The organism is Enterocloster clostridioformis (assembly GCF_020297485.1).
Classification (GTDB): domain Bacteria; phylum Bacillota; class Clostridia; order Lachnospirales; family Lachnospiraceae; genus Enterocloster; species Enterocloster clostridioformis.
Map to the genome: position 1 here is coordinate 4,022,060 of NZ_JAIWZC010000001.1, position 18,494 is coordinate 4,040,553.

The 18,494-nt window shown below is 45.4% G+C and carries 20 protein-coding genes; all 20 read right to left on the bottom strand.

The annotated features are described in order from the left end of the window. Positions 1 to 54: 54 nt before the first annotated feature. Entirely contained in the window at positions 55 to 294 is a 240-nt protein-coding gene (locus LA360_RS20245) for a helix-turn-helix domain-containing protein (protein ID WP_002566160.1), read from the bottom strand. Continuing rightward, positions 291 to 713 (bottom strand): RNA polymerase sigma factor, encoded by a 423-nt coding sequence (locus LA360_RS20250; RefSeq protein WP_002566159.1) that lies wholly within the window; start codon positions 711 to 713, stop codon positions 291 to 293. Before LA360_RS20250 ends, LA360_RS20245 begins: the two co-directional genes overlap by 4 nt. 744 nt (positions 714 to 1,457) lie before the next feature. Then, entirely contained in the window at positions 1,458 to 2,156 is a 699-nt protein-coding gene (locus LA360_RS20255; protein WP_002566157.1) for a hypothetical protein, read from the bottom strand. A 220-nt stretch (positions 2,157 to 2,376) separates the two neighbouring features. Then, a complete protein-coding gene (locus tag LA360_RS20260; protein ID WP_002566156.1) occupies positions 2,377 to 3,300 on the bottom strand; it encodes a conjugal transfer protein in 924 nt (307 codons plus the stop codon). A 15-nt stretch (positions 3,301 to 3,315) separates the two neighbouring features. Further along, a complete protein-coding gene (locus tag LA360_RS20265) occupies positions 3,316 to 4,320 on the bottom strand; it encodes a bifunctional lytic transglycosylase/C40 family peptidase (protein ID WP_002566155.1) in 1,005 nt (334 codons plus the stop codon). Next, positions 4,317 to 6,647, bottom strand: a complete 2,331-nt coding sequence (locus LA360_RS20270) for a CD3337/EF1877 family mobilome membrane protein (protein WP_112481518.1) — start codon at positions 6,645 to 6,647, stop codon at positions 4,317 to 4,319. The genes LA360_RS20265 and LA360_RS20270 overlap by 4 nt, the downstream gene beginning before the upstream one ends. After that, complete coding sequence (gene tcpF / locus LA360_RS20275) at positions 6,644 to 9,097, bottom strand: conjugal transfer ATPase TcpF (protein ID WP_003524067.1); 2,454 nt, start codon at positions 9,095 to 9,097, stop codon at positions 6,644 to 6,646. The genes LA360_RS20270 and tcpF overlap by 4 nt, the downstream gene beginning before the upstream one ends. Continuing rightward, positions 9,081 to 9,473: a conjugal transfer protein gene (locus LA360_RS20280; protein WP_003524069.1), complete on the bottom strand. Its 393-nt coding sequence runs from the start codon at positions 9,471 to 9,473 to the stop codon at positions 9,081 to 9,083. Before LA360_RS20280 ends, tcpF begins: the two co-directional genes overlap by 17 nt. 89 nt (positions 9,474 to 9,562) lie before the next feature. Next, on the bottom strand, positions 9,563 to 10,051 hold the full coding sequence (locus tag LA360_RS20285) for an antirestriction protein ArdA (protein ID WP_038286771.1): 489 nt from the start codon (positions 10,049 to 10,051) through the stop codon (positions 9,563 to 9,565). A gap of 25 nt (positions 10,052 to 10,076) precedes the next feature. Further along, positions 10,077 to 10,571 carry an antirestriction protein ArdA gene (locus tag LA360_RS20290; RefSeq protein WP_007036144.1) on the bottom strand — a complete coding sequence of 165 codons (495 nt, stop codon included), beginning with the start codon at positions 10,569 to 10,571 and terminating at the stop codon, positions 10,077 to 10,079. Between the two features lie 129 nt (positions 10,572 to 10,700). Next, complete coding sequence (locus LA360_RS20295; protein ID WP_002566149.1) at positions 10,701 to 10,922, bottom strand: hypothetical protein; 222 nt, start codon at positions 10,920 to 10,922, stop codon at positions 10,701 to 10,703. Between the two features lie 51 nt (positions 10,923 to 10,973). Next, entirely contained in the window at positions 10,974 to 12,197 is a 1,224-nt protein-coding gene (gene mobT, locus LA360_RS20300) for a MobT family relaxase (RefSeq protein ID WP_112481519.1), read from the bottom strand. Between the two features lie 151 nt (positions 12,198 to 12,348). Beyond that, the gene (locus LA360_RS20305; RefSeq protein WP_003524074.1) at positions 12,349 to 13,746 is read right to left on the bottom strand and encodes an FtsK/SpoIIIE domain-containing protein; all 1,398 of its coding nucleotides are present in this window, start codon (positions 13,744 to 13,746) and stop codon (positions 12,349 to 12,351) included. 31 nt (positions 13,747 to 13,777) lie between these two features. Further along, positions 13,778 to 14,017 (bottom strand): hypothetical protein, encoded by a 240-nt coding sequence (locus LA360_RS20310; RefSeq protein WP_112481520.1) that lies wholly within the window; start codon positions 14,015 to 14,017, stop codon positions 13,778 to 13,780. 4 nt (positions 14,018 to 14,021) lie between these two features. Then, entirely contained in the window at positions 14,022 to 14,399 is a 378-nt protein-coding gene (locus LA360_RS20315) for a YdcP family protein (RefSeq protein ID WP_002566145.1), read from the bottom strand. Positions 14,400 to 14,420: 21 nt separating this feature from the next. Further along, complete coding sequence (locus LA360_RS20320) at positions 14,421 to 14,735, bottom strand: YdcP family protein (protein WP_002566144.1); 315 nt, start codon at positions 14,733 to 14,735, stop codon at positions 14,421 to 14,423. Positions 14,736 to 15,155: 420 nt separating this feature from the next. After that, positions 15,156 to 15,899, bottom strand: a complete 744-nt coding sequence (locus tag LA360_RS20325) for a DUF3226 domain-containing protein (protein ID WP_112481521.1) — start codon at positions 15,897 to 15,899, stop codon at positions 15,156 to 15,158. Continuing rightward, positions 15,899 to 16,993 (bottom strand): AAA family ATPase, encoded by a 1,095-nt coding sequence (locus tag LA360_RS20330; protein ID WP_112481522.1) that lies wholly within the window; start codon positions 16,991 to 16,993, stop codon positions 15,899 to 15,901. The genes LA360_RS20325 and LA360_RS20330 overlap by 1 nt, the downstream gene beginning before the upstream one ends. Positions 16,994 to 17,222: 229 nt before the next feature. After that, the gene (locus LA360_RS20335; RefSeq protein ID WP_174713907.1) at positions 17,223 to 18,074 is read right to left on the bottom strand and encodes an IS701 family transposase; all 852 of its coding nucleotides are present in this window, start codon (positions 18,072 to 18,074) and stop codon (positions 17,223 to 17,225) included. After that, positions 17,995 to 18,489 (bottom strand): transposase, encoded by a 495-nt coding sequence (locus tag LA360_RS29795; RefSeq protein WP_112481586.1) that lies wholly within the window; start codon positions 18,487 to 18,489, stop codon positions 17,995 to 17,997. Before LA360_RS29795 ends, LA360_RS20335 begins: the two co-directional genes overlap by 80 nt. Positions 18,490 to 18,494: the final 5 nt, after the last annotated feature.

The window sequence follows — 18,494 nt, forward strand, 5'->3', positions numbered from 1 at the left end:
AAGCTCTGTCTGGGAAGCATGGGCTTGTCCATGCTTCCACAGGAGAGCGTTATTTTAGTTTGGCTCCCTGATTTCAAAAGATAAAATCTTTGCAATCAGACGTGTTTCCATCCGGCGGCGTAGGGTTTCATCTACAACCATGTGGGTATTCCCATATTCATCTTTCATGGGACGCATGGAACGGCTGGCAATAAAACCGCTATAATGGCGTACAATCTGATTGATTGCTTCAATATCGCCGTCCGCAGCCTTTACAATCACAGGAAACGGAATCATAGGGTGCTTTGCTGTCATGTTTCTTCCTCCATGAATTTTTTGATAAATTCCAGTCCGGCGTGTCTTCTTCTCTGGATGGTAGAACGGTTGACTTCCAGAATTTTTGAAATTTCCGTATCGTCAAATCCGAGGAAATAATATCTCAAGATAACATCACGTTTCTTTCCGTCCAGATTTTCCAACGCTTCTGCTAACAGGCTGTTTTCAATACGGACAGTAAACCCGTCCATTTCAAAAGTATGGAAGTGGGATGGATAGGTGTCTTTGGAAGAAAGCAAGTTGACGGTGTAATCGTCCATATCACAGAACAGGGTTTCACGTTTACACTGTCTGGATAACGCTTTGAGGTAGTCTTTACGTTCATCCTCCATAGCGACCTTGCAGATGTAATCAAACTGGTTCTCTATGGTTGTCTGAAATTCAGATGGCTTCATCATTACTCACCCCCTTTCTTGCCTTAAAAGAGGGTAAAAGATTTCTTGACTTCCCCCTTTCGTGCTTAGTCCCGACACGAAAGGGTTGTTTGTTGCATTATCTGTTAAATTTCCTAATTTCTAATGACACAGCAATAAGAATAGGTACAAAGCCATCTGTCATACGGCATTTTAGAACAATTCAAAATGATGTTCGCATTTATAGGCAAAAAAAGGAAGCGCAAAAAATGCACTCCCTTTTTTAAATATAAACATCGCTTATTCTTTATAAAGTTTTTGTACTTAAAAACTATATCTCTACCAATAAGAGCTGATTCGGCATTTTTAGCAGCCGATAACCCTATTCCGCTTGTTGCCGCTAAGAATGCGCTTACAGAATCCGCTGTAAATTGTGTACCACGTAAAAAAGTTTCAGTATTAGTTTTTAATTACAGCCAGTTCTAACTTCTATTTTTCAGTCTACGAAAAACTACGCAAATAAGTACAATAGCCGCAGAAATATAGCTGGTTCTTAAACGCCACGTTTTCAAGTACGGATTACTTGTTATTAAACAATATATGCTTACAATTAATATCGGAACATATAGTATGGCAAGCGCCATGAGAGATAGAGTAGATACCTTTTCATCATATTTTCCTATCTTTTTTTGTTTTCTTATATCTAGCGCTAACGTAATAATAATAAGTACTACCAAAATATCAGGTAATAGCATCAGCCAGTCTTCCATTTAGTCCACTCCCTTAAATTTAATGCCCCCAACGCCTTGACCACGAAACATTTTTGGCTAAAAGTTCTGTTTTAGAGGAATCCATATAAATATTTCCTTTATACCTGTAGTATATTTTTCCAGTAGACTTACTTACACATCTTTTACCATCAAAATAAATACTGTCAGGAATGTACGAACCACCATGACTAATCACGACATCAATCATAGCTCCTGCTACTACACCTGCATCTCCTGCTCCTAAACCAAGCGAAGTAATTATGGCCGCCTTTACCACAGATAATGTAAATTGGTGAATCTTCAAACTAAATGTTTCGGTATGTGGCTTATATTGGCACGAACTTGCTCTTGTTGTCAAATTATCGGAATTGGATATCGAATTACTAGAATCAGGTGCCGTAATTGGATATTCAAAATGCTGCCTTTGTTCTGTCGAGGGAATGATTACCATATGTTCATCAACTTTTATGCTAACACTATCCACAACAACTCTGTCCTTCTGAATTTCTCCATATTCTGTATACAAAGTCGTTTCTCCGTTAATAGTCATGTAATATTTAGCATACATTGTTGTATCTGTATCTTTTTGCTCAATAATCTTAATGCCATTTAATGTATCAGCTCCTACAGATGAGGCGAATACTGATTGCGCTGACAATGAAAATAACATGACAACTGCTAAAACTACAGAAATCATCTTTTTAAATATTCCTTTCATATTCCTTTTTCTCCCTTCTCTGCATTTGTTCAAAAATTATTTACAAAGAATCAATAACTCCTATTTACATGTGCACTTTTGTGTTAGCTATAGCTAACTTCATAGTATCATATGTGCAATATTTTGTCAATCGTCCCACAAAGCATTGTTTTAATATATTTTTTCACCAAAGTGAAAAGTTGATTTATTTCCACTTTCTAATTAATAGTCATCTGGCTAATTACTGAGCTTTCATACTACACAATATCTTCCATTTCCCCTCATCTTTCTCCAATACAAGTTTAAACTGCGACACCTGTGTTGTCATGGTCTGGTTATCCAGATATTTCACCGCAAGGGAAGCTGTCACCTGATTCCCTTTTCGGTTGTAAACCGGATTCACCAGTTCCGAGAAGATATATTCTTTCCCAACAGGTTTCAGCACGCCCTCATTCACATAATAGGTCAGCTCCTTTGCGGTTGCCGTAGGGTACAGCTTGAAAAAGGTAGTGAGAAATTCGTTGATTTCCTCCGTAGTGATGGAATCCACCGTACCGTCACTTTGTACTGCTTTTGGAGTGTAGCCGGATTTTACGGGAACGCTGGTGATGGTAGGATTCTGAACAATCGTCAGGTTTCCAGAGCCATCCACATAGACTGTCACCTGATAAGCGGAACGGACGGTTTTACTGGATTCCCCCTCTGTGATACGCTGTTCTACCGTATAGGTCACTTGATAATGCTGCTCCTTTTCTTCTATGATTTCCCATATCTGAAAGTCAGTCAGGGCAGACGATACGGGGATGTCCTTTCGGACGGTATCTACATTCAGGGCTTGCAGTTCTCCCGTGAGATACCCTTTTAAAGCATTTGTCCGGTTATCAATGGAAGCGGCGGACTGTTCCCATGAATAGTAGACTTCTGCGAAATTCTCCACAAAGTTTTCTATCTTGTGGGTGTCAATGATTTTTTCCTCAATCACTTTGGTTTCATGAACAGTGTGGATGTCTATCGCCGTGAAATTCTTATAGACGGCAAACAGGAAACTCACCGCCAGAAGCACCCACAGGGCAATCACGGTTTTTTTGTGGGTATTGACTTTGTAAACTTTCAGCTTCTTTTCTTTCTGCTTTTTCTGGTTTTCCTCTTTTCTAATCTGAATCATATCGGTTCATCCTTTCTATTGTTTGATTCGTCCGGCTCCGGCAAGGTGCTGTTGCCAGTAGGAGCCTGTCAGGTCTGCATAACCAATGGGATTTCCGGCATGGTACATCTGGTTATTTCCCACATATAGCCCCACATGGGTGATATAGGTTCCGGCGTTATAGGTGGAGTGGAAAAAGACCAAATCCCCTGCTTTTGCTTCGGACAGAGGGATGTGCTGTGTTACATTGTACTGTTCCTGTGCTGTCCGTGGCAGGGCGATTCCTGCCTTGCCATAGCACCACTGCACCAGTCCCGAACAGTCAAAGGAAGTGGAGGGGGAATCGCCCCCGTACACATACGTCCAGCCCTCATACTTTAAGGCTTCCTCCATGATAGCCTGCACCGTTTCATCATCAAACTGTGCCACGGTCAGGTATTCCGATACCAAGAAGACATAGAACATATTTCCGTAGGAATACCGCCAGCCCCCGTTTTTCTCTACGGCAACAGGGTTGGTGTAGGTGACTTTCTTTCCGCCGGATTTTTCCCTTGCGAAGCTCTCTGCCAGTTCAAAGGTGTACTTTTTCCCGTGTCCTGCCACATAGTCCAGGAAGCCGCCGCCGTAATTGTAGGATTGAATCACACTGTTTAGGTCACAGCCCTTTGTTTCTGCTGCTGTAAGCAGTTCCGAGAAATATTTGCAGCCCTGTTTGATGGATTCCTCTGTGTTAAGGGAGTTCGGGGGAATACCCAGAGATTCCGAGGACTGCATAACGTCTTCCAGCGTGCCGCCGGATTCCACCTGAATGATGGCGAGCAGCACATTTAAGTATTCCTCTATGCCATATTCCCTTGCATACTTTTCCAGCATAGGTTTATGGGCGAGGACTTCCTGTGATACGCTCACGCCCCCATAGATAAGGTTTCCGCCACTTCCGCCGTCTTCCTCATCCGAGAAGACAATCACCACCAAGAGGAGCATGGAGAACATCATCACGAACACGCCGGAACAGGCAAAGAAAAGGTGTCTTAACTTCATGTTTTCTCCCCTTTCTTTTGTTTGGCAGCCGCTTTTCCCGTTTTTGTCCACTCCTTTCTGGCGGTGGTACGCCGGATGGTAAAGTTCGATTCCTTAACCACAGGGGCAGCCCGTTTTCTTTCCGGTATCACAGGAGCCGTATCATTCTGGACAGTTCTTGCCGGACGGGGAGCAGCAGGTGTAATAGCAGGAGCTATCTTTTGTCTTTCATCTGGTTTGTCTGGGGAAGCCGGAGGGACTATCTGGCGTTCTGTCCTTACAGGCGGTATCTGTTCGTGGTGGATGGAAGCCGCTTTTACCACCGGAACCGAAGTCCGTTCCGCTACAGTTCCCCCATAAGAAACCTGCCCCCGTTCCCTAATAGCTGGGGAAGCTGGCTGCTTTGTCTTTGCAGTGGCAGGGCGTTCATGGACGGGAGCCACCCCTTTGGGTGCTTCGGAAGCTGTCTTTTGCGTCTGTTTTGCCTGTTCCAGTTCCGCCCTGCGTTCTGCAATGGTCTGTCTGCGGCTTTCTGCCTGTGCGTTCCGCTGTTCAGCTCTGGCAGTTCGGGTCTGGGTCACACTGGAAGTAAAATCCCGTACTCCCTCTGACACCTGTTTTTTCCCGTGGTAAAGGGCGTACTTTGCATTGACGGGCAAATCCTTTGCCTGCTCCCGAAGCTGTCCAGTAGTATCGGCTATTTTATCTTTGGTATCTGCCACCGCACCCACAGCAGAACCAGCCCGTTTCCATGCGGATTTCTTTTCCGGTGCTGCCTGTCCATTTGGTCGGGTGTGGTCTGCCTGTGTACGTTTGGAAGAGCCGGAGTTGGAAGCATTTCTCTGGTCTGAGCCAGCCTGCTTTCCTGCATGGTATGCAGCCGTTCCAGCCCCAAGAGCCGCCACAGAACGCCCTAACTTATGCTGTAAACGGTGCATATGGGCGTGCATGAGCATACGGGGTCTTCGCATGATACGGCTTCCCATGCTTTGGGAATCGCCACTCTGTAAGGAGAACATCCCCATCAAATCCCCCAGCTTGAAATAAATTCCGGCAAAGGTCACTATCTGCAAGAACGCCGTCAGGAAGAACGGATATTCCCCAGACAGGTTGTAGAGCATGGTGGAAATACTGAACGCTACCGTGATAATCAGGGTGATTCCGGCTCTGGTAAGGATGGTGTTGAACAGTTTCGTGATGGCACGTTTTGACATCCCCTCAAAAGAGGGAACCATGCTAAGGAGAAAGCTCACAGGCAGGAACATGGCGTAGATGATAAAAAGCACCTGTGAGAAAATCATTATCCCCGTGAGCAGGAATACAAAAACAGAGATACCGATATTGAACATGAACAGGAAGAAGACGGTTCCCAATCGGTTGATGGTCTTTGTGATGGTAAGGTTGGTGTTTTCCCTGTCTTCGATTTCCTCCACCACGATTTCTTCCCTGTCCTGCCCGTTGTTTTCATTTGGACTGGTTGAAAGCAGGCTTTCCACACGGTCTGCTCCAATGCTTTCCACATCCGAATTGCCGTATTGCAGCAGGAGCCACGGCTGCTTTACCTGAATGGAAAACAGGCTGTCCCGTATCAAATCCACGCTGTCTTTTCCCTGACTTTCCGAGTTGGGCAGCACAATCTTTGTGCCAAGGGTCAGGCTGGCATTGCTGATGTCTGCGGAAAATTCATTGATTTTCCCGATATAATCAGGAGCGTAGGCGATAAAGGCAGAGGACAGCACGAACACTACCACAAAATTGACAACGGCATGGATGGCTTTTGTAGTTTCCCGTTTGATAAGCCCTGTGTAGGCAACGTAAATCCCCACCACCAGAATGAGAATCAGCAGGAACCCGATATAAAATCCCTCCGAGGACAAGCCGCCTGTGGTAACGCCTGCAAGGGTCTGCATATTTTTCCCGATGGAATCCGCCGTGGAGGAAATGAAGTCCAGCGAGTAGGCTTCCTGAATCAGATACCCTGTGGCGTTGGAAAGGTACAAGCTGATGGTCCAGATAAAATTTGTGATGGCATACAGCCCGTACATTACCTGTTTTCCGATACCGTCCAGCCAGTTCCACGGGAGCCAGTCCCATCCGCTGTCCACATAAAAATCAAGCTGGTAGTTGTCCAGAGGATATTTGCTGTATTCGTTGGCAGCGTCCACCGTATCATCCACCAGTCCGGCAGCGTGGGCGGCAGTACCGAAGACTGCCAGCAGCAGGAGGATGAGCAGGAGTGCCAGCAGCACTTTTCCTGCTATACTCCCGATTTTTTTTAAAGAGTTTTGTCCCTTTATCCGGCAAGGGACAAGGGCTGTCCCCTGCTGGATGGGCTTTCTTATCTTCATTCCTCCACCTCTTTTCTTACGGGCGGTCTGGTGTCAAAGGCATGGAACAGGTCTTCAAAGATAGGGTGGAACTGTATCACTCCTACACGCCCGTACAAATCACTGATAAGGCACTGTCCGTTTTCTAAGTCACGGAGCCGTTTCTGGTTGTTTTCATCTTCGGAATCCACCCCGAAAAAGGTGAGGGTCTTCTTGATTTCGTTGATGTCCGTGGAACGGAACGCAAACTTCAAGCCCAGATTGTTTTTCAGTTTTTCATCCAGCAAATCGTCCGTGTTCTGGGTCACAAAGTAAACGCCTGCGTTCATGGCACGTCCGGCACGGACCAGCTTCATAGAGAGGGTCTTGCCCTGTGCCACCTGTAAGAAGCTCCATGCTTCATCCAAATCCACAATCTTAAACACGCTGCGGTCGGTATGGATGAAGTCGAGGGCAAAGGTACTGATAACAATGAGCATTGCCACGGAAAGCAGCTCCATTGTGGTGTATTCTTCAAAGGTCGTTTCCTTATCCGGCAGCACCAAATCCGCCACCTGAATGATGTTGAGCTGCTTTTCAAGGCTGATGGACTGTGTGACATCCCCATCCGAAAAGAGCAGATGTGCAAAGTCATAGTCCGTAAAGGATTCAATATGGTCTGCTATGCTGGTGCTGATGGTGGTTCCCTCCGCCCGTAGTTCCTCAATCACCTTGAAAAGCCCCCGCTCCTCACTGTTTGTTACCGCACGGATGGCTTTCCGAAGGACGGGGAACTTCTCCCCGTCACGGCTGGAAATGCCTGTTAAAAAGGTCAGGATGTCGATTGCCAGTGATTCGGAATCCTTTGGGTTCTCCATAATCACATAAGGGTCAAGCAGGCCCCTGTTCTGTTCCTCCGAGGTCAGGTTTACGATATTGATTTCATGGGCGATTTCCGGCAGGGTTTCCTTCCAGCGTCCCCGTTCTGCTTTCGGGTCAACAATGAGAGCCTGTGCCCCAAATAATACGGAATAATAAACAATCATGTTGTTGCTGAATGATTTTCCACCGCCGAGGGAGCCGACAAAAGCGGCAGCAAGGGCGTTAGTGACGGAGCCTTTTACCCCTTGACTGGCAAGGGCAGGCTTTAAGTACACGTTTCTTCCCGTATCAAGGCTATACCCGATATAAATGCCCTCCGGTTCCCCCAACATCTGGGTTGCACCAAAGCCTAGACCCGCGAGGAAGTCACTGGTGACATACTGGATGTAATCGTTCATATACCGTTTGCTGGCAGGGAGAAATTCCCCATGCAGCCCCAGCATATCCCCAAAGGGGCGGACCAGCTTCACGTTCAAATCGTCATAAAAATCTTTTACCTCATTGCAACGGCGTTTCAGTTCTTCCAAGTCGGGAGCCGTCACACGCACCACATAGGACAGCTTATACATGGATTCCTTGCTCTGGTCTAAGGTGGATTCCAGCTCATTTACGCTGTCCAGAGCGTCCACCACGTTTGTACTGGTTTCGCTGTCATTCTGCCATGCGTGGTTATCCAAATCTTTCAGCTCTTTTTTCTTGTTCCGCACCGTGGAGAGGGCTTTCCGATTTGTGACAATCTCCACATTCATAGAGGTATCAATGGGAAAGGTGAATTGCTGCTGTTGATAGTAAAAGATTTCCGAGGATGGAAAGTCCAGTTCACCCACAATGCTGTTGATGGTGAAGTAGGCGGCATAGACCGTCCCATCTTCCTGTTCGATTTTCAGATACCGCTGGTTTTCCTCTATCAGACAACGGGTGGGTTTGATGAGGTCATAGTATTTCACCAGCGTTTCCTCCTGAAACCGCTTCTTCGGCAGGTAATACTCATAATCTTCATAGGCGGTTCCAGTTTGCCCGTATAAATGCTCAATCAGATAACCAAAATCGTCCTTGTTAAGCCGCCGGACTTTAAAGCGGCGTGAGATTTTATTTTCCAGCAGTTTTTCCATCTTCTGAAACCGCCAGATTTCCTCATTGCTCATGGAAACAAAATCCCCCATGAGTTTGTGGTTGACTTCATGGAGGAAATCGGAAACGGCGGTCTTTGCTTCCCTGCGGAACTGCTTCATGGTGACTTCCTGCTCATTGACAAGCAGCTTGAAGCCGATAAAAAAGCGGTAGTCCACCTGATTTTCCCCTATCATGGAAATCAGGGCTTCGGTCTGTGCGTCAATCTTTGCACAGGCAACGTCCTTTAACTTGCCCGTCACTTCCTGTTTGGAGCGTTCCTGTGCCGCCCGTATGCTGGATTCAGTGCTGATTTGCAGGGCGTGAATCTTCCCGTCCCTGTTCTGGGCGATAAGCTGCCGGAAGGAATCGTGTACCTGATATTTCTGTTCGGGGCTTAAAAAGGAATAGTTGTAGGGAAGCAGCTCATAGTAAGCAAAGCACTCCCCGTCATGGTTGAACACAAGGTTATTTTCGATATACTTAATCGGATATGCCATAAATATCACTCCTAACTGCCGTGATGGGCTGTACCGGATATTCCTTTTCCAGCTTCACGGGCTTTCCTGCATACGTCAGTTTCGGGCGTACCAGATATGCCAGTACGGATTTCAGGAAGCCGTAAGGCTTCTTCCCGTCAAAGGTCTTCTGGCACATGAACCAAGTGAGGGCAAAGGGTACGCCGAAATATTTTAAAAATGCCCCGCCAATGAACGAAAGGGGAGGGAGGTTCCCCAAGAGCATAACCGCAAACACCGATATCACGAACCACGCCATCTGTGTGAACGTGATGGGGAATGGAAGCTTAAAATCATTGATGGAATAGAGTACCTTTTCCACCGACCAGATACTGGTATAGCTTCGTATTTTCTTCATGTTGTCTGTCCTTTCTAAAAGATGGGGCAGCAAAAGCCGCCCCTGAATAAAAAAGCCGCCTGCACTTCCCAAAGGAGATACAGACGGGTTTACCGTAAGATTTCATATACGCCGTGGTTTGTGACGATAAAAGTTCCCTCCAATTCCATGTCACGCCCATAGGCTTCATAGTCGATATAGTTTTGTAAGTGTGCCGTAAGTTCCCCAAGCTGTCCGGTTTCTTCCAGATAGTAGCGAGCCACATCCGCCATATCGTCACAGCCGGAATGGAAGATAATATCGTCCTCATGCTCACAGAGTTCTTCGATACTGCCAAAATAGGATTGCAGTTCTGATAGTTCTTCCTGAATATATTCCGGTAAGTCCTCCACCATTTCACACAGGCGGTTGACTTCCTCAATGGGGGTGTATTCATCAATCGCAAAGGGCAGCTCATAATCATGGATGGCGTATTCCTCATACTCATCATTCAAGCCGATACGTTCCCTAACTTCCTCAAAATCCACAGGCGGCGTGAACCATGCCCCTACCAGTTCGCCCTCATTGTATTTTCCTAAGTTGGCAATGTAAATCCGCATTTCCTCCAAGTTCTTCCACCTCCCTTTAGCGGTAAGAAAAGATACCATTGTCCGTAAACAGGTAGTTTTCGCTGGTTTCCAGTTTCCGACCAATGGCAGTATAATCAATATGGTTCATCAGGTCTGGATGTACTTCCCCAAATATCTGCGTTTCCTGCACCAGATAACGGGCGAGGGATTCCCCGTCCTGCACTGGATAGCAGCGTATGTGGTCTTTGTTGTCGATAAATTCCGTAAAGCTATGGAACCACCGCTTTTGTATCACATCCATTTCATAATAGAGGGGCGTTCCCTGCATTTCCTGTACTATCCGGCAAAGGGCGTTGATTTCCCAGAGCCTTGTGCTGCCCTCCAATGGAAACGGCAGCTCATAATCTTCAATTTCAATTTCTTCCTCATTCTGAACCCCAAGACGTTCCCTGACTTCCTCAAAATCCACGGGACAGGAAAACCAAGCCCCCGGATATTCCTCAAAATCTTCATGGTAAAACCGTGTGGTGTTCAGGATGTAGATTCTCATTTCTTCAATCGGTAACACATCCTTTCTCTGTTAGGTTGTTTGGGGAGTTACGCTCCCCAAGCCCCTAGTGGACTTCCGCCATGAAGCAATCAGAGCTTGCTCCATAACGGAAGTGTGATATGTTTTTTTCTATGCACCGATAATCTTATTGAACAGTTCCAGTAAGATGTCCTTTACGCCCTCCGCGTTGAAGACCAGACCGACCGCTACAAGGGAAACCACCAGAAAGCCGATAAGTTTGGAAAATTCCCTCTTAAATCCGAGGTACAGTCCAATCACCACGATTGCCAGCAGCACAAGGGACTGGGCATTGGATAAAAACCAGTTGTAAAGATTCTGTCCGAAATTCATAAAAGCTCCTTTCTACCCTGTAAGATTCCTTAAGTTCTAAGATTGACGCCGTTAAAGCACCACCTCCTTTGCAGCGGCGGCTTGCTGCTTTAGGATTTTTTCGTGCTTTTCCGTCAGTTTTGCATGGGTGATGATGTCATGGACAATCTGGGTGTGGTTCATCTTATCCAGACGGAGAGCCAACTTTAACGTGGGTGCTACCTGATGGGAGAGCCAGTGCAGGGTGCGTTCAAAGGAATAGGGTTCCGGTTTCGTTGTCAGTTTCAGGCTTCCCCTGCGTTCCCCTATGAACCACGCCCATTCCTCATTGATACGCCAGTCCGAACGGGGCTTTGTATCGTCCCTGTCCACAAAACGGACATAGCGGTTGATGATTTGAAAGGCTGTCCGTTCTGGATTGTCATGTTCTAACAGGTCACGGATGGCGTAAAAGGCACGTTCATTTTTCAGCCGGATTTCAAAACGGTTCTTTACCTCTGCGTCTGCAATGGGAATATCATGCTTCTTGTACTGCTCATAGTCCTTTTCATAAATGCAGAAGTGCACCTCACTTTGGAGGGAACCGATATACAGGGTGTTCCCCATACATTCTTTTTCCCCACGCCGTACCAGTTCACCGCTGCGGTAGCTTTTGAAGCTGCGGAAGACCGAGATACATTCCTCATTCCGGCACTTCTCTGTCAGATGGGGAATGTTCAGGATTCCCGTTTTGTCATTGATGGCAAGGTCAAGCCGCTTCATCACGCCGTCTTCCATGAGAACATCCATGAAAAATTCATACCAGCTCCGTTCCTGCGCCAGCAGATAGCTTTCAAACTGGCGGCAGCCACGCCCTTTCAGTTCCAGCAGCACCCCTTTTTCCAGTTCCGGCGATACCAGAACGAAAACATCATCCAGATAGTAATGCTCCGTGTAAGAGTAGAAGCCGTAGTCTTCATGGATAAAGCAAGGCAGCTTTAGCCGCAGTACGTCTTCCACGATATGCTTCACATCCGTAGTGGGGAAGCGAATCCGCACATAGTCAAAGAGCAGTTCAAGAGGAGCGTCTGGATTGAAGCGTTCCAGAGCTTCCATGATGGCTTCCTGTAATGCTTCGGATGGGTGAGCCTTGCCCGTTTCAATATCGCTCAGATACGGACGGGTGATTCCGGCAGCTAACGCAAGTTTCTGTTGTGAGATACCGTAAATTTCCCGTTTTTCTTTGATTTCCCGTACCCATGTTTCTTCATTCAGTGAAAATCCCTCCTGTCTAAAAAAGCGTATGTCAACTTTCATAGCCTTGTTGACACACGCCGGATATGGGAAAATCCCTTGTGTACCGTGGGATTCTGCCCTGTTGTTTGGTTGTTGCCTGTCGATTTGTACCCCTCTGTTAGATACGAGGGGTTCATGCTGGCGTGCCTTACGGCACACCAGCCACAGCAGGTCAGTCCGTTTCTGCGGCTTTTGCTTCGCACGCCGCCTGCACTCCCTGCCTGCTGTCTGTAAGTTTTTTTATTTCTTTGAGGAAATCGTGTCCTTTTGGCACAAGGGGCGTGTAAAACTCTGAGATAACGCTGGTTCCCACATCCACATAGCCACGCCCTTTTATCTGCTTTAGGAAGAAATCCTTTGTGGTTTCCCCGAACATCATCCCATAGCCCATTTCCGACATCCGCCCCAGAGCCACACGGAAATTGAACTGGTCACGGATTCCGTCCCCCAGATACTTTGCGTCTGGACGCTGGCAGGCGAGAATCAGGAAGAAACCAGCCTGCCGCCCGAGCATGACGATTTGTTTTAACTTGTTGAGGACAGCGGCGTTTTCCTTTGTGCCGAGCATTTCCATAAATGCCACATATTCATCAAAGATAAGGAAATGTGCCGGAAGCCCTAAGTAAGCGTAGTTTTCTCCTGTCCTGTAATTCTCCATAAGCTTCATGTCTTCGCTGCGTTTCATCATTTCTCCATAGAAGCGGTCAATGCAGGCGAGCATATCCTCCTTTTTGTAGTACACATCAGGCATGACCGCCTGTAAATCCGCAAGGTCGGCGTTCTTTGGGTCTAACACGAACAGGACGGCGTTGGTGCGGAGCAGGGCTTCAATGAGGGTCAGGATGAAGTAGGTCTTTCCGCCGCCGGTTCCTCCGGCAATGAGCATATGGGGGAGCTTGTCATACTCCCACCAGACATTTTTCATGAGCCGGAGCTTGCCGTCTTTTGCCTGTACGTCCTCAATGGAGATACGGCCTGCAATGGTATCATAGAGCAGGGTGTACTCCACATAGGAATCCTTTAATTCCTTGCCCGTCAGTTCACAGTACAGGCCGCTTTCCAGCTTTTTTTCCAGGTTTAAGAGCTGCTCCTGGTATTTCCCCAGCGTGATTTCCGCCCGGATGTGAATCAGCCCGTTTTTAAGCTGGTAGTAGACTTTGGGAAAGCAGGTAATCTTCTCTTTGGAACGGCTGGAAGACAGGTCCTTGAAAAAGCCGTCTGCCTGTACCTGCTCCACTTCATACCACTTATTTTCCAGTATCATCCTTGCCAGCTTTTGGCGGTGGATGAGTTGTTTTATCCCATCCCTGCAATAATGGTAACTGGCACAGGCAGTCCCCAGACAGAGAAGCCCGGCTATCCCCAAACTGAACAGCAGATAGGGGAGGTTTATTCCCTGCACCATCTGGGAGAGGGAAGTATGCTGCCAGTCTATCCGGCGAAGCTGCCCTGCATGAAACAGCAGGACAATTAGCAGGAAGACAGGGAGCAAGGCGGCAAGGGCGGTATGGAACACAAGGTCTTTATCCGTGGGGCGGATACGCCTGCCACGGGAACGGAACGGCTTCATGGCGAAATTCCTCCTTTCTCCGGGGAGTATTTTAATAAAAGCCCGTGTAGAGCAGGGAGTGTCCTCTGCCCTCTGTACAGGCTTCAAAGAAAAAAGTATAACCGGACGGCTCACCGCATAAACAGTCCGGCAGGTAAACGTGAAATGGCTCCTTGGGCTGGTAGTCCTCAAATGCTTCTATCAGAAGCTGTTCCGCCATCCAGCGGTACTCCGGCAGTGCAAGGAACTGGAAGTCCTGCTCATACTCATCATATCCGGCGATAGATTTCATAGACTTATTTCTCTGCCGGATGGTCTTTCTTTGGCGGTTGTAGATTCATAGCAACACCTTTTTTCAGGATAATATCCTCTGCCTTAATGTACCAGTCCACATCCGCTCCCTGAAAGGTAGCCGTTGCCACGGTGTCCGCCACCGGATGGATGATTTCCACTTCTGCGTTGTAGTCGAACTCCTTTAACGGCACGCTGGCAGGGATGGAAACCTGAATCATACGCCCCTGCCCTCTGGATTTTAAATCATAGGTGCGTTCCTTGATTTCTTCCGACACAGTTCCGTCCTCATTCTGGATGTGAACCTCCCGGCGGAGGGCAGAAAATTTCAATGTCCCGAATGTTGCTTCCTTGTCAATCACGATTCCGTTTGCTAATCTCATAGTCTGATGTCCTCCTTTTCCTTACACTTTTACCATATCGTCAGCGTGTAAAATGTAGTTGGTGAAGCCCCTTGTGCCGATTTTATAGCCCTCTGCGGTGATACGGGGATTGACGAGCTTCACACGTTCCTCAAAGTCAAAATGTTTCTCTCCGGCTTCGGCAGGGAGGATAACCACAATATCATCTGCCCTCTGTACGTCTGAATAAAGGTTGAAGCCGCGAGAGAGTACCGCCATGCGTCCGTTGATTCTCCGCTGCTCTGTTTTGTCTTCTCCGGCAAACTCCAAGTTGCCGAATGTCTTCTCCATGTTGGGGATAACGAATTTTAATTCCATATAGATTTACCTGTCCTTTCTGAATGTTGTATTTGATAGTGGTTTTCGTGATTCAGTCTGGGAGAGGAGGGGAACGCTCCGGCGGCGGTGATTTCTTCATAGTATCACGTCCTTTCTGGTTTTGGAGTAAAAAAATAGACGCTCACTGCTGAACGTCTATCAGGGGACATATTGAGATTTTATAGGTTTACTATATCAATCTGACTGTACTTCGGTTACATTTTTATTGCATTTTTTATTTGGTTTCATATAAATTTTACTGGTTAATAGTTCCTGCAAATGCCTTAAAATCAATGATTTTCACTTATATAGCATACTGTCTGTCTGGAGTGGGAATAAAAAAATGGAGCTCGGAAATCCAGCGTTTATGCGGGGTTCCGGGCTCTTTGTATGTGAGGTGAGTACAGTTTGAGTACAAAATTATAATTCGCCTAATTTTTCAAATTCAGTCTGGAGTTTGGTGTATTGTTCCCATTTTACATTTTTCAATATGTTTTGTCTTTCTGCAAATTGCTCGGCAGGAGTTCGAATTGAAAAATATGTATGGAATTTTGCTTTTGTAATATATCGTCTTGAGGAAAGATATTTTGCATCGGGATCTACATTGTCAACAAGATGATTACAGCTATCTATAATGATTTTATCATATGGCTCATCGGTGCTTATGGCATTTAAAAGGAAGGTTTCCATTGCACCATTTTCTTCGAACGGAATAATCATCAGGAGTATGGAAAATTCTTCATCAACTCCCATTTGATTAGTCATTTTACAATGAATCCAATGGTTATTAGTAAAAGTATCTGTATATGTTACATTATATTCGGTTAGAATGCTGGAAACTACTTGAATAAAGGATTGTTCGGTTCCTACCTCATCACGGTCAGTAATGATAACGATATTACTGTAAGCATTCGATAAATCAGGTGGAGATAAATAATTACGGTCTAACACAGCTCTTAATCCTTCGCCAAGTCTACTACATCCGCCTACTGACATAATGGTTAATATATTAGAATTTTTAATCAGATTTCTTGATTTTTGTTTTGGCAATTTCAATGCATTTGCTTGAATTGATTTATCATCAATCCACTGATAGGCTTCTCTCATATAATATTGTAATAAAAAATAATCAGTGGATCCTTCACATAAAATAATATTATTCATTATCTCAACTCCAATCCTAAATTATATTGTGCATTGATAGCCTCTTGGCATGTCATCGTACGAACATAATTTTTACCTTCAAAATTGTATAGAGTATATAAGTTAATATATGGTTGCAATTCGGCACTGCATTGCATAATTTTTTCAATGGCTTCTTTACTGTGAGAGGTCAAGAAAACTTGTACATTCAATTTTAATGCGCTTTTAAGTAACCATGAAAAAATAGAATCCATGGCGGACGTGTGTATAGCTGTCTCAAATTCATCTAGTAATAGAATTCCATTACGAGATCTAACAACGGCACTTAATAAAAGCAAGGCTTTTTTCATTCCATCGCCATATGCGGTTAAAGGTAAAGCCTTTGAGTGATTCTTTGTTAATACCATGTATTCTGTAAAAAATGGATTGTTATCATTTTTAAGCGCATTGATATTAGTGATATTATCATCAAATACTTGAAGTATATTTAACATTTCTTCATAAAGTTCGGAATCGGATAATATATAATCGAGATTAAGCATACCAGTAGCATGGTCAACAGGTGAAACATAGGTTGTTCTTGTAAAGCGAACTTTTTTATTAACAAATCTTGAAATTTTCGATTGAAAGTCATAAATGCTATCTTCATTGACTTTGTCATTGTTAATATAAGTGTATAAGTGCATACAAAGTGCATCAATTATTTCATCATCTCTTTTGGTGGATCCGGTTCTAAGTAATCCATTGAGACGATACATTTCTCTTTCTGAAATCTGAGTTTCTTCAATTTCTGCCATTAGTTTTATAGTATTTAATATATTTGCTTCATCTACAAAACTGTAAGAGATGTTTTTTATGTCGTTATCAATAGGAAACATATTGTAAAAGCCATTAAAATACAATCTGTTTCTACTTCGTAAGCTATCAGTTCTGGAACATAATAACCAAGCACCAGTATTTTGGGGATTATCGAGACTTGAAAGTAATTCCAAAACACTGGTTTTTCCACTATTGTTATCACCAGTAAGAATATTTATGGAATTTAAATGGTCTAATGTTAAATCATGAATTCCTTTGTATGCGTGGATATTAAATTGTTGTATATGTTTTTCCATTTTAACACGCTCCTTTATTTATATAATTCTATTATAGATTAATTACCAATAAAACATACACTAATTATTGGTGGTGGATTAGTACTACAGCGAACTTTTAAAAGTTTGGTTTTTCTGTGTGATAGATATGCATTATGGTTCCTGCGTATATGGTAACTTACTATTTTTTTCATATCAGTTACTGTATATACAATTATCCCATGCATGAGTTTGATTACCATCGGCATTGTCAACGGGATTGCTTTTTTTTAAAGATTTCCCGTATCTGGGTGGCAAACAGATGGGTTATCATTACAAACAGCATATGGCGGTTCCAGCCTTGGTAGCTGCGGCACTCATAATCCCCCATCCCCAGATTGCTCTTGCATTCCTCAAAGCATTGTTCAATCGGCCACCTTAACGTTGCTGCCCTGTCCAGTTCCCCTACCGGGAGGTCCGCGGGGGCGTTACTGACGAAATATTTTATTTCATCACCTGCATATTTCCTCAGATAAAGCCATATTTCATCCCCTGGCTTCACATAATTCCGGCTTCCGTCTGCACGGCAGGAAAAACAACGCAGGAATTTCCGTTCTGCAATGATTGGGCCTTTTGTCCCTTCTGCCAGCACCACCGTTTCCCATGGCAGGGATGGATCCTCTGCAATATCACGCACGGATGTCGGGCCATTAGATAGTACCGGGTGCTTACGGGGACGGCCCCTTTTCGTTTCGGGGAAGGACTGCTGCGGATACTCCAGGAATACCTGCTCTTTTGCATTGGTTGCCGCAAAATACCATACACCTTCCGGCAGCTCCAATCCGTCCAGGAAACCGTGGTCATTTCCATAGGCTGCATCACACCCCACCCACTGGACCTGGAACCGGCCGCTCTTAATTACCTGGTTGAGCATGTGCTGGGCTATCTGGTTTTTGGTGGCAAATGTCTTTTCTTCCGGGATATGGCATTCCTCACGCAGCTTGGAATAATCCCCGCTGAACCATTCCTTTGGGATGTACAGTTCATAATCCACAAGCCCATATCCTTTGTCCCCGGCGTAGGCAAGGAACACCCCGGACTGGCAGTTTTCCGTTTTCCCCAGGCAGCCACAGTACTGCCGTTTTACCCCGGCGGAATGCTTCCCTTTTTTTTACAAAGCTTGTGTCATCCACGGACAACATGCCGCAGCCTGCCCCAATCTGCCTGGACAGGAGCTCCTGGTAGGTATCCAGAAGGGGCTGCTCATCAAAAGGGGAACGGGTAAAGAACTGCTGCAAGGGTCTGACATACTTTTCACCGGAAAAGTGAAGGGCAATTGGCTCAATCGATTTGCGTTCCAACGGGCTCAAAAGCCCTTGTATAAAAGTTTGGAACAACCTTCGTTGTGGCTGCTGGGAAAAACAGGAAAAATAATTTTGAAGATAGTGTTCCAGTTCCGTTTGGAGTAAGGAATCATTATTTTCATCGGAATACCAAGCATCTAATGCAATCGGATCGAACATCGTAGGATTCATCATAGTAT

Coding starts and splice junctions, on each gene's coding strand:
- LA360_RS20245 (WP_002566160.1), bottom strand. CDS start 294: ATGACAGCAAAGCACCCTATGATTCCGTTTCCTGTGATTGTAAAGGCT.
- LA360_RS20250 (WP_002566159.1), bottom strand. CDS start 713: ATGATGAAGCCATCTGAATTTCAGACAACCATAGAGAACCAGTTTGAT.
- LA360_RS20255 (WP_002566157.1), bottom strand. CDS start 2,156: ATGAAAGGAATATTTAAAAAGATGATTTCTGTAGTTTTAGCAGTTGTC.
- LA360_RS20260 (WP_002566156.1), bottom strand. CDS start 3,300: ATGATTCAGATTAGAAAAGAGGAAAACCAGAAAAAGCAGAAAGAAAAG.
- LA360_RS20265 (WP_002566155.1), bottom strand. CDS start 4,320: ATGAAGTTAAGACACCTTTTCTTTGCCTGTTCCGGCGTGTTCGTGATG.
- LA360_RS20270 (WP_112481518.1), bottom strand. CDS start 6,647: ATGAAGATAAGAAAGCCCATCCAGCAGGGGACAGCCCTTGTCCCTTGC.
- tcpF (WP_003524067.1), bottom strand. CDS start 9,097: ATGGCATATCCGATTAAGTATATCGAAAATAACCTTGTGTTCAACCAT.
- LA360_RS20280 (WP_003524069.1), bottom strand. CDS start 9,473: ATGAAGAAAATACGAAGCTATACCAGTATCTGGTCGGTGGAAAAGGTA.
- LA360_RS20285 (WP_038286771.1), bottom strand. CDS start 10,051: ATGCGGATTTACATTGCCAACTTAGGAAAATACAATGAGGGCGAACTG.
- LA360_RS20290 (WP_007036144.1), bottom strand. CDS start 10,571: ATGAGAATCTACATCCTGAACACCACACGGTTTTACCATGAAGATTTT.
- LA360_RS20295 (WP_002566149.1), bottom strand. CDS start 10,922: ATGAATTTCGGACAGAATCTTTACAACTGGTTTTTATCCAATGCCCAG.
- mobT (WP_112481519.1), bottom strand. CDS start 12,197: ATGAAAGTTGACATACGCTTTTTTAGACAGGAGGGATTTTCACTGAAT.
- LA360_RS20305 (WP_003524074.1), bottom strand. CDS start 13,746: ATGAAGCCGTTCCGTTCCCGTGGCAGGCGTATCCGCCCCACGGATAAA.
- LA360_RS20310 (WP_112481520.1), bottom strand. CDS start 14,017: ATGAAATCTATCGCCGGATATGATGAGTATGAGCAGGACTTCCAGTTC.
- LA360_RS20315 (WP_002566145.1), bottom strand. CDS start 14,399: ATGAGATTAGCAAACGGAATCGTGATTGACAAGGAAGCAACATTCGGG.
- LA360_RS20320 (WP_002566144.1), bottom strand. CDS start 14,735: ATGGAATTAAAATTCGTTATCCCCAACATGGAGAAGACATTCGGCAAC.
- LA360_RS20325 (WP_112481521.1), bottom strand. CDS start 15,899: ATGAATAATATTATTTTATGTGAAGGATCCACTGATTATTTTTTATTA.
- LA360_RS20330 (WP_112481522.1), bottom strand. CDS start 16,993: ATGGAAAAACATATACAACAATTTAATATCCACGCATACAAAGGAATT.
- LA360_RS29795 (WP_112481586.1), bottom strand. CDS start 18,489: ATGATGAATCCTACGATGTTCGATCCGATTGCATTAGATGCTTGGTAT.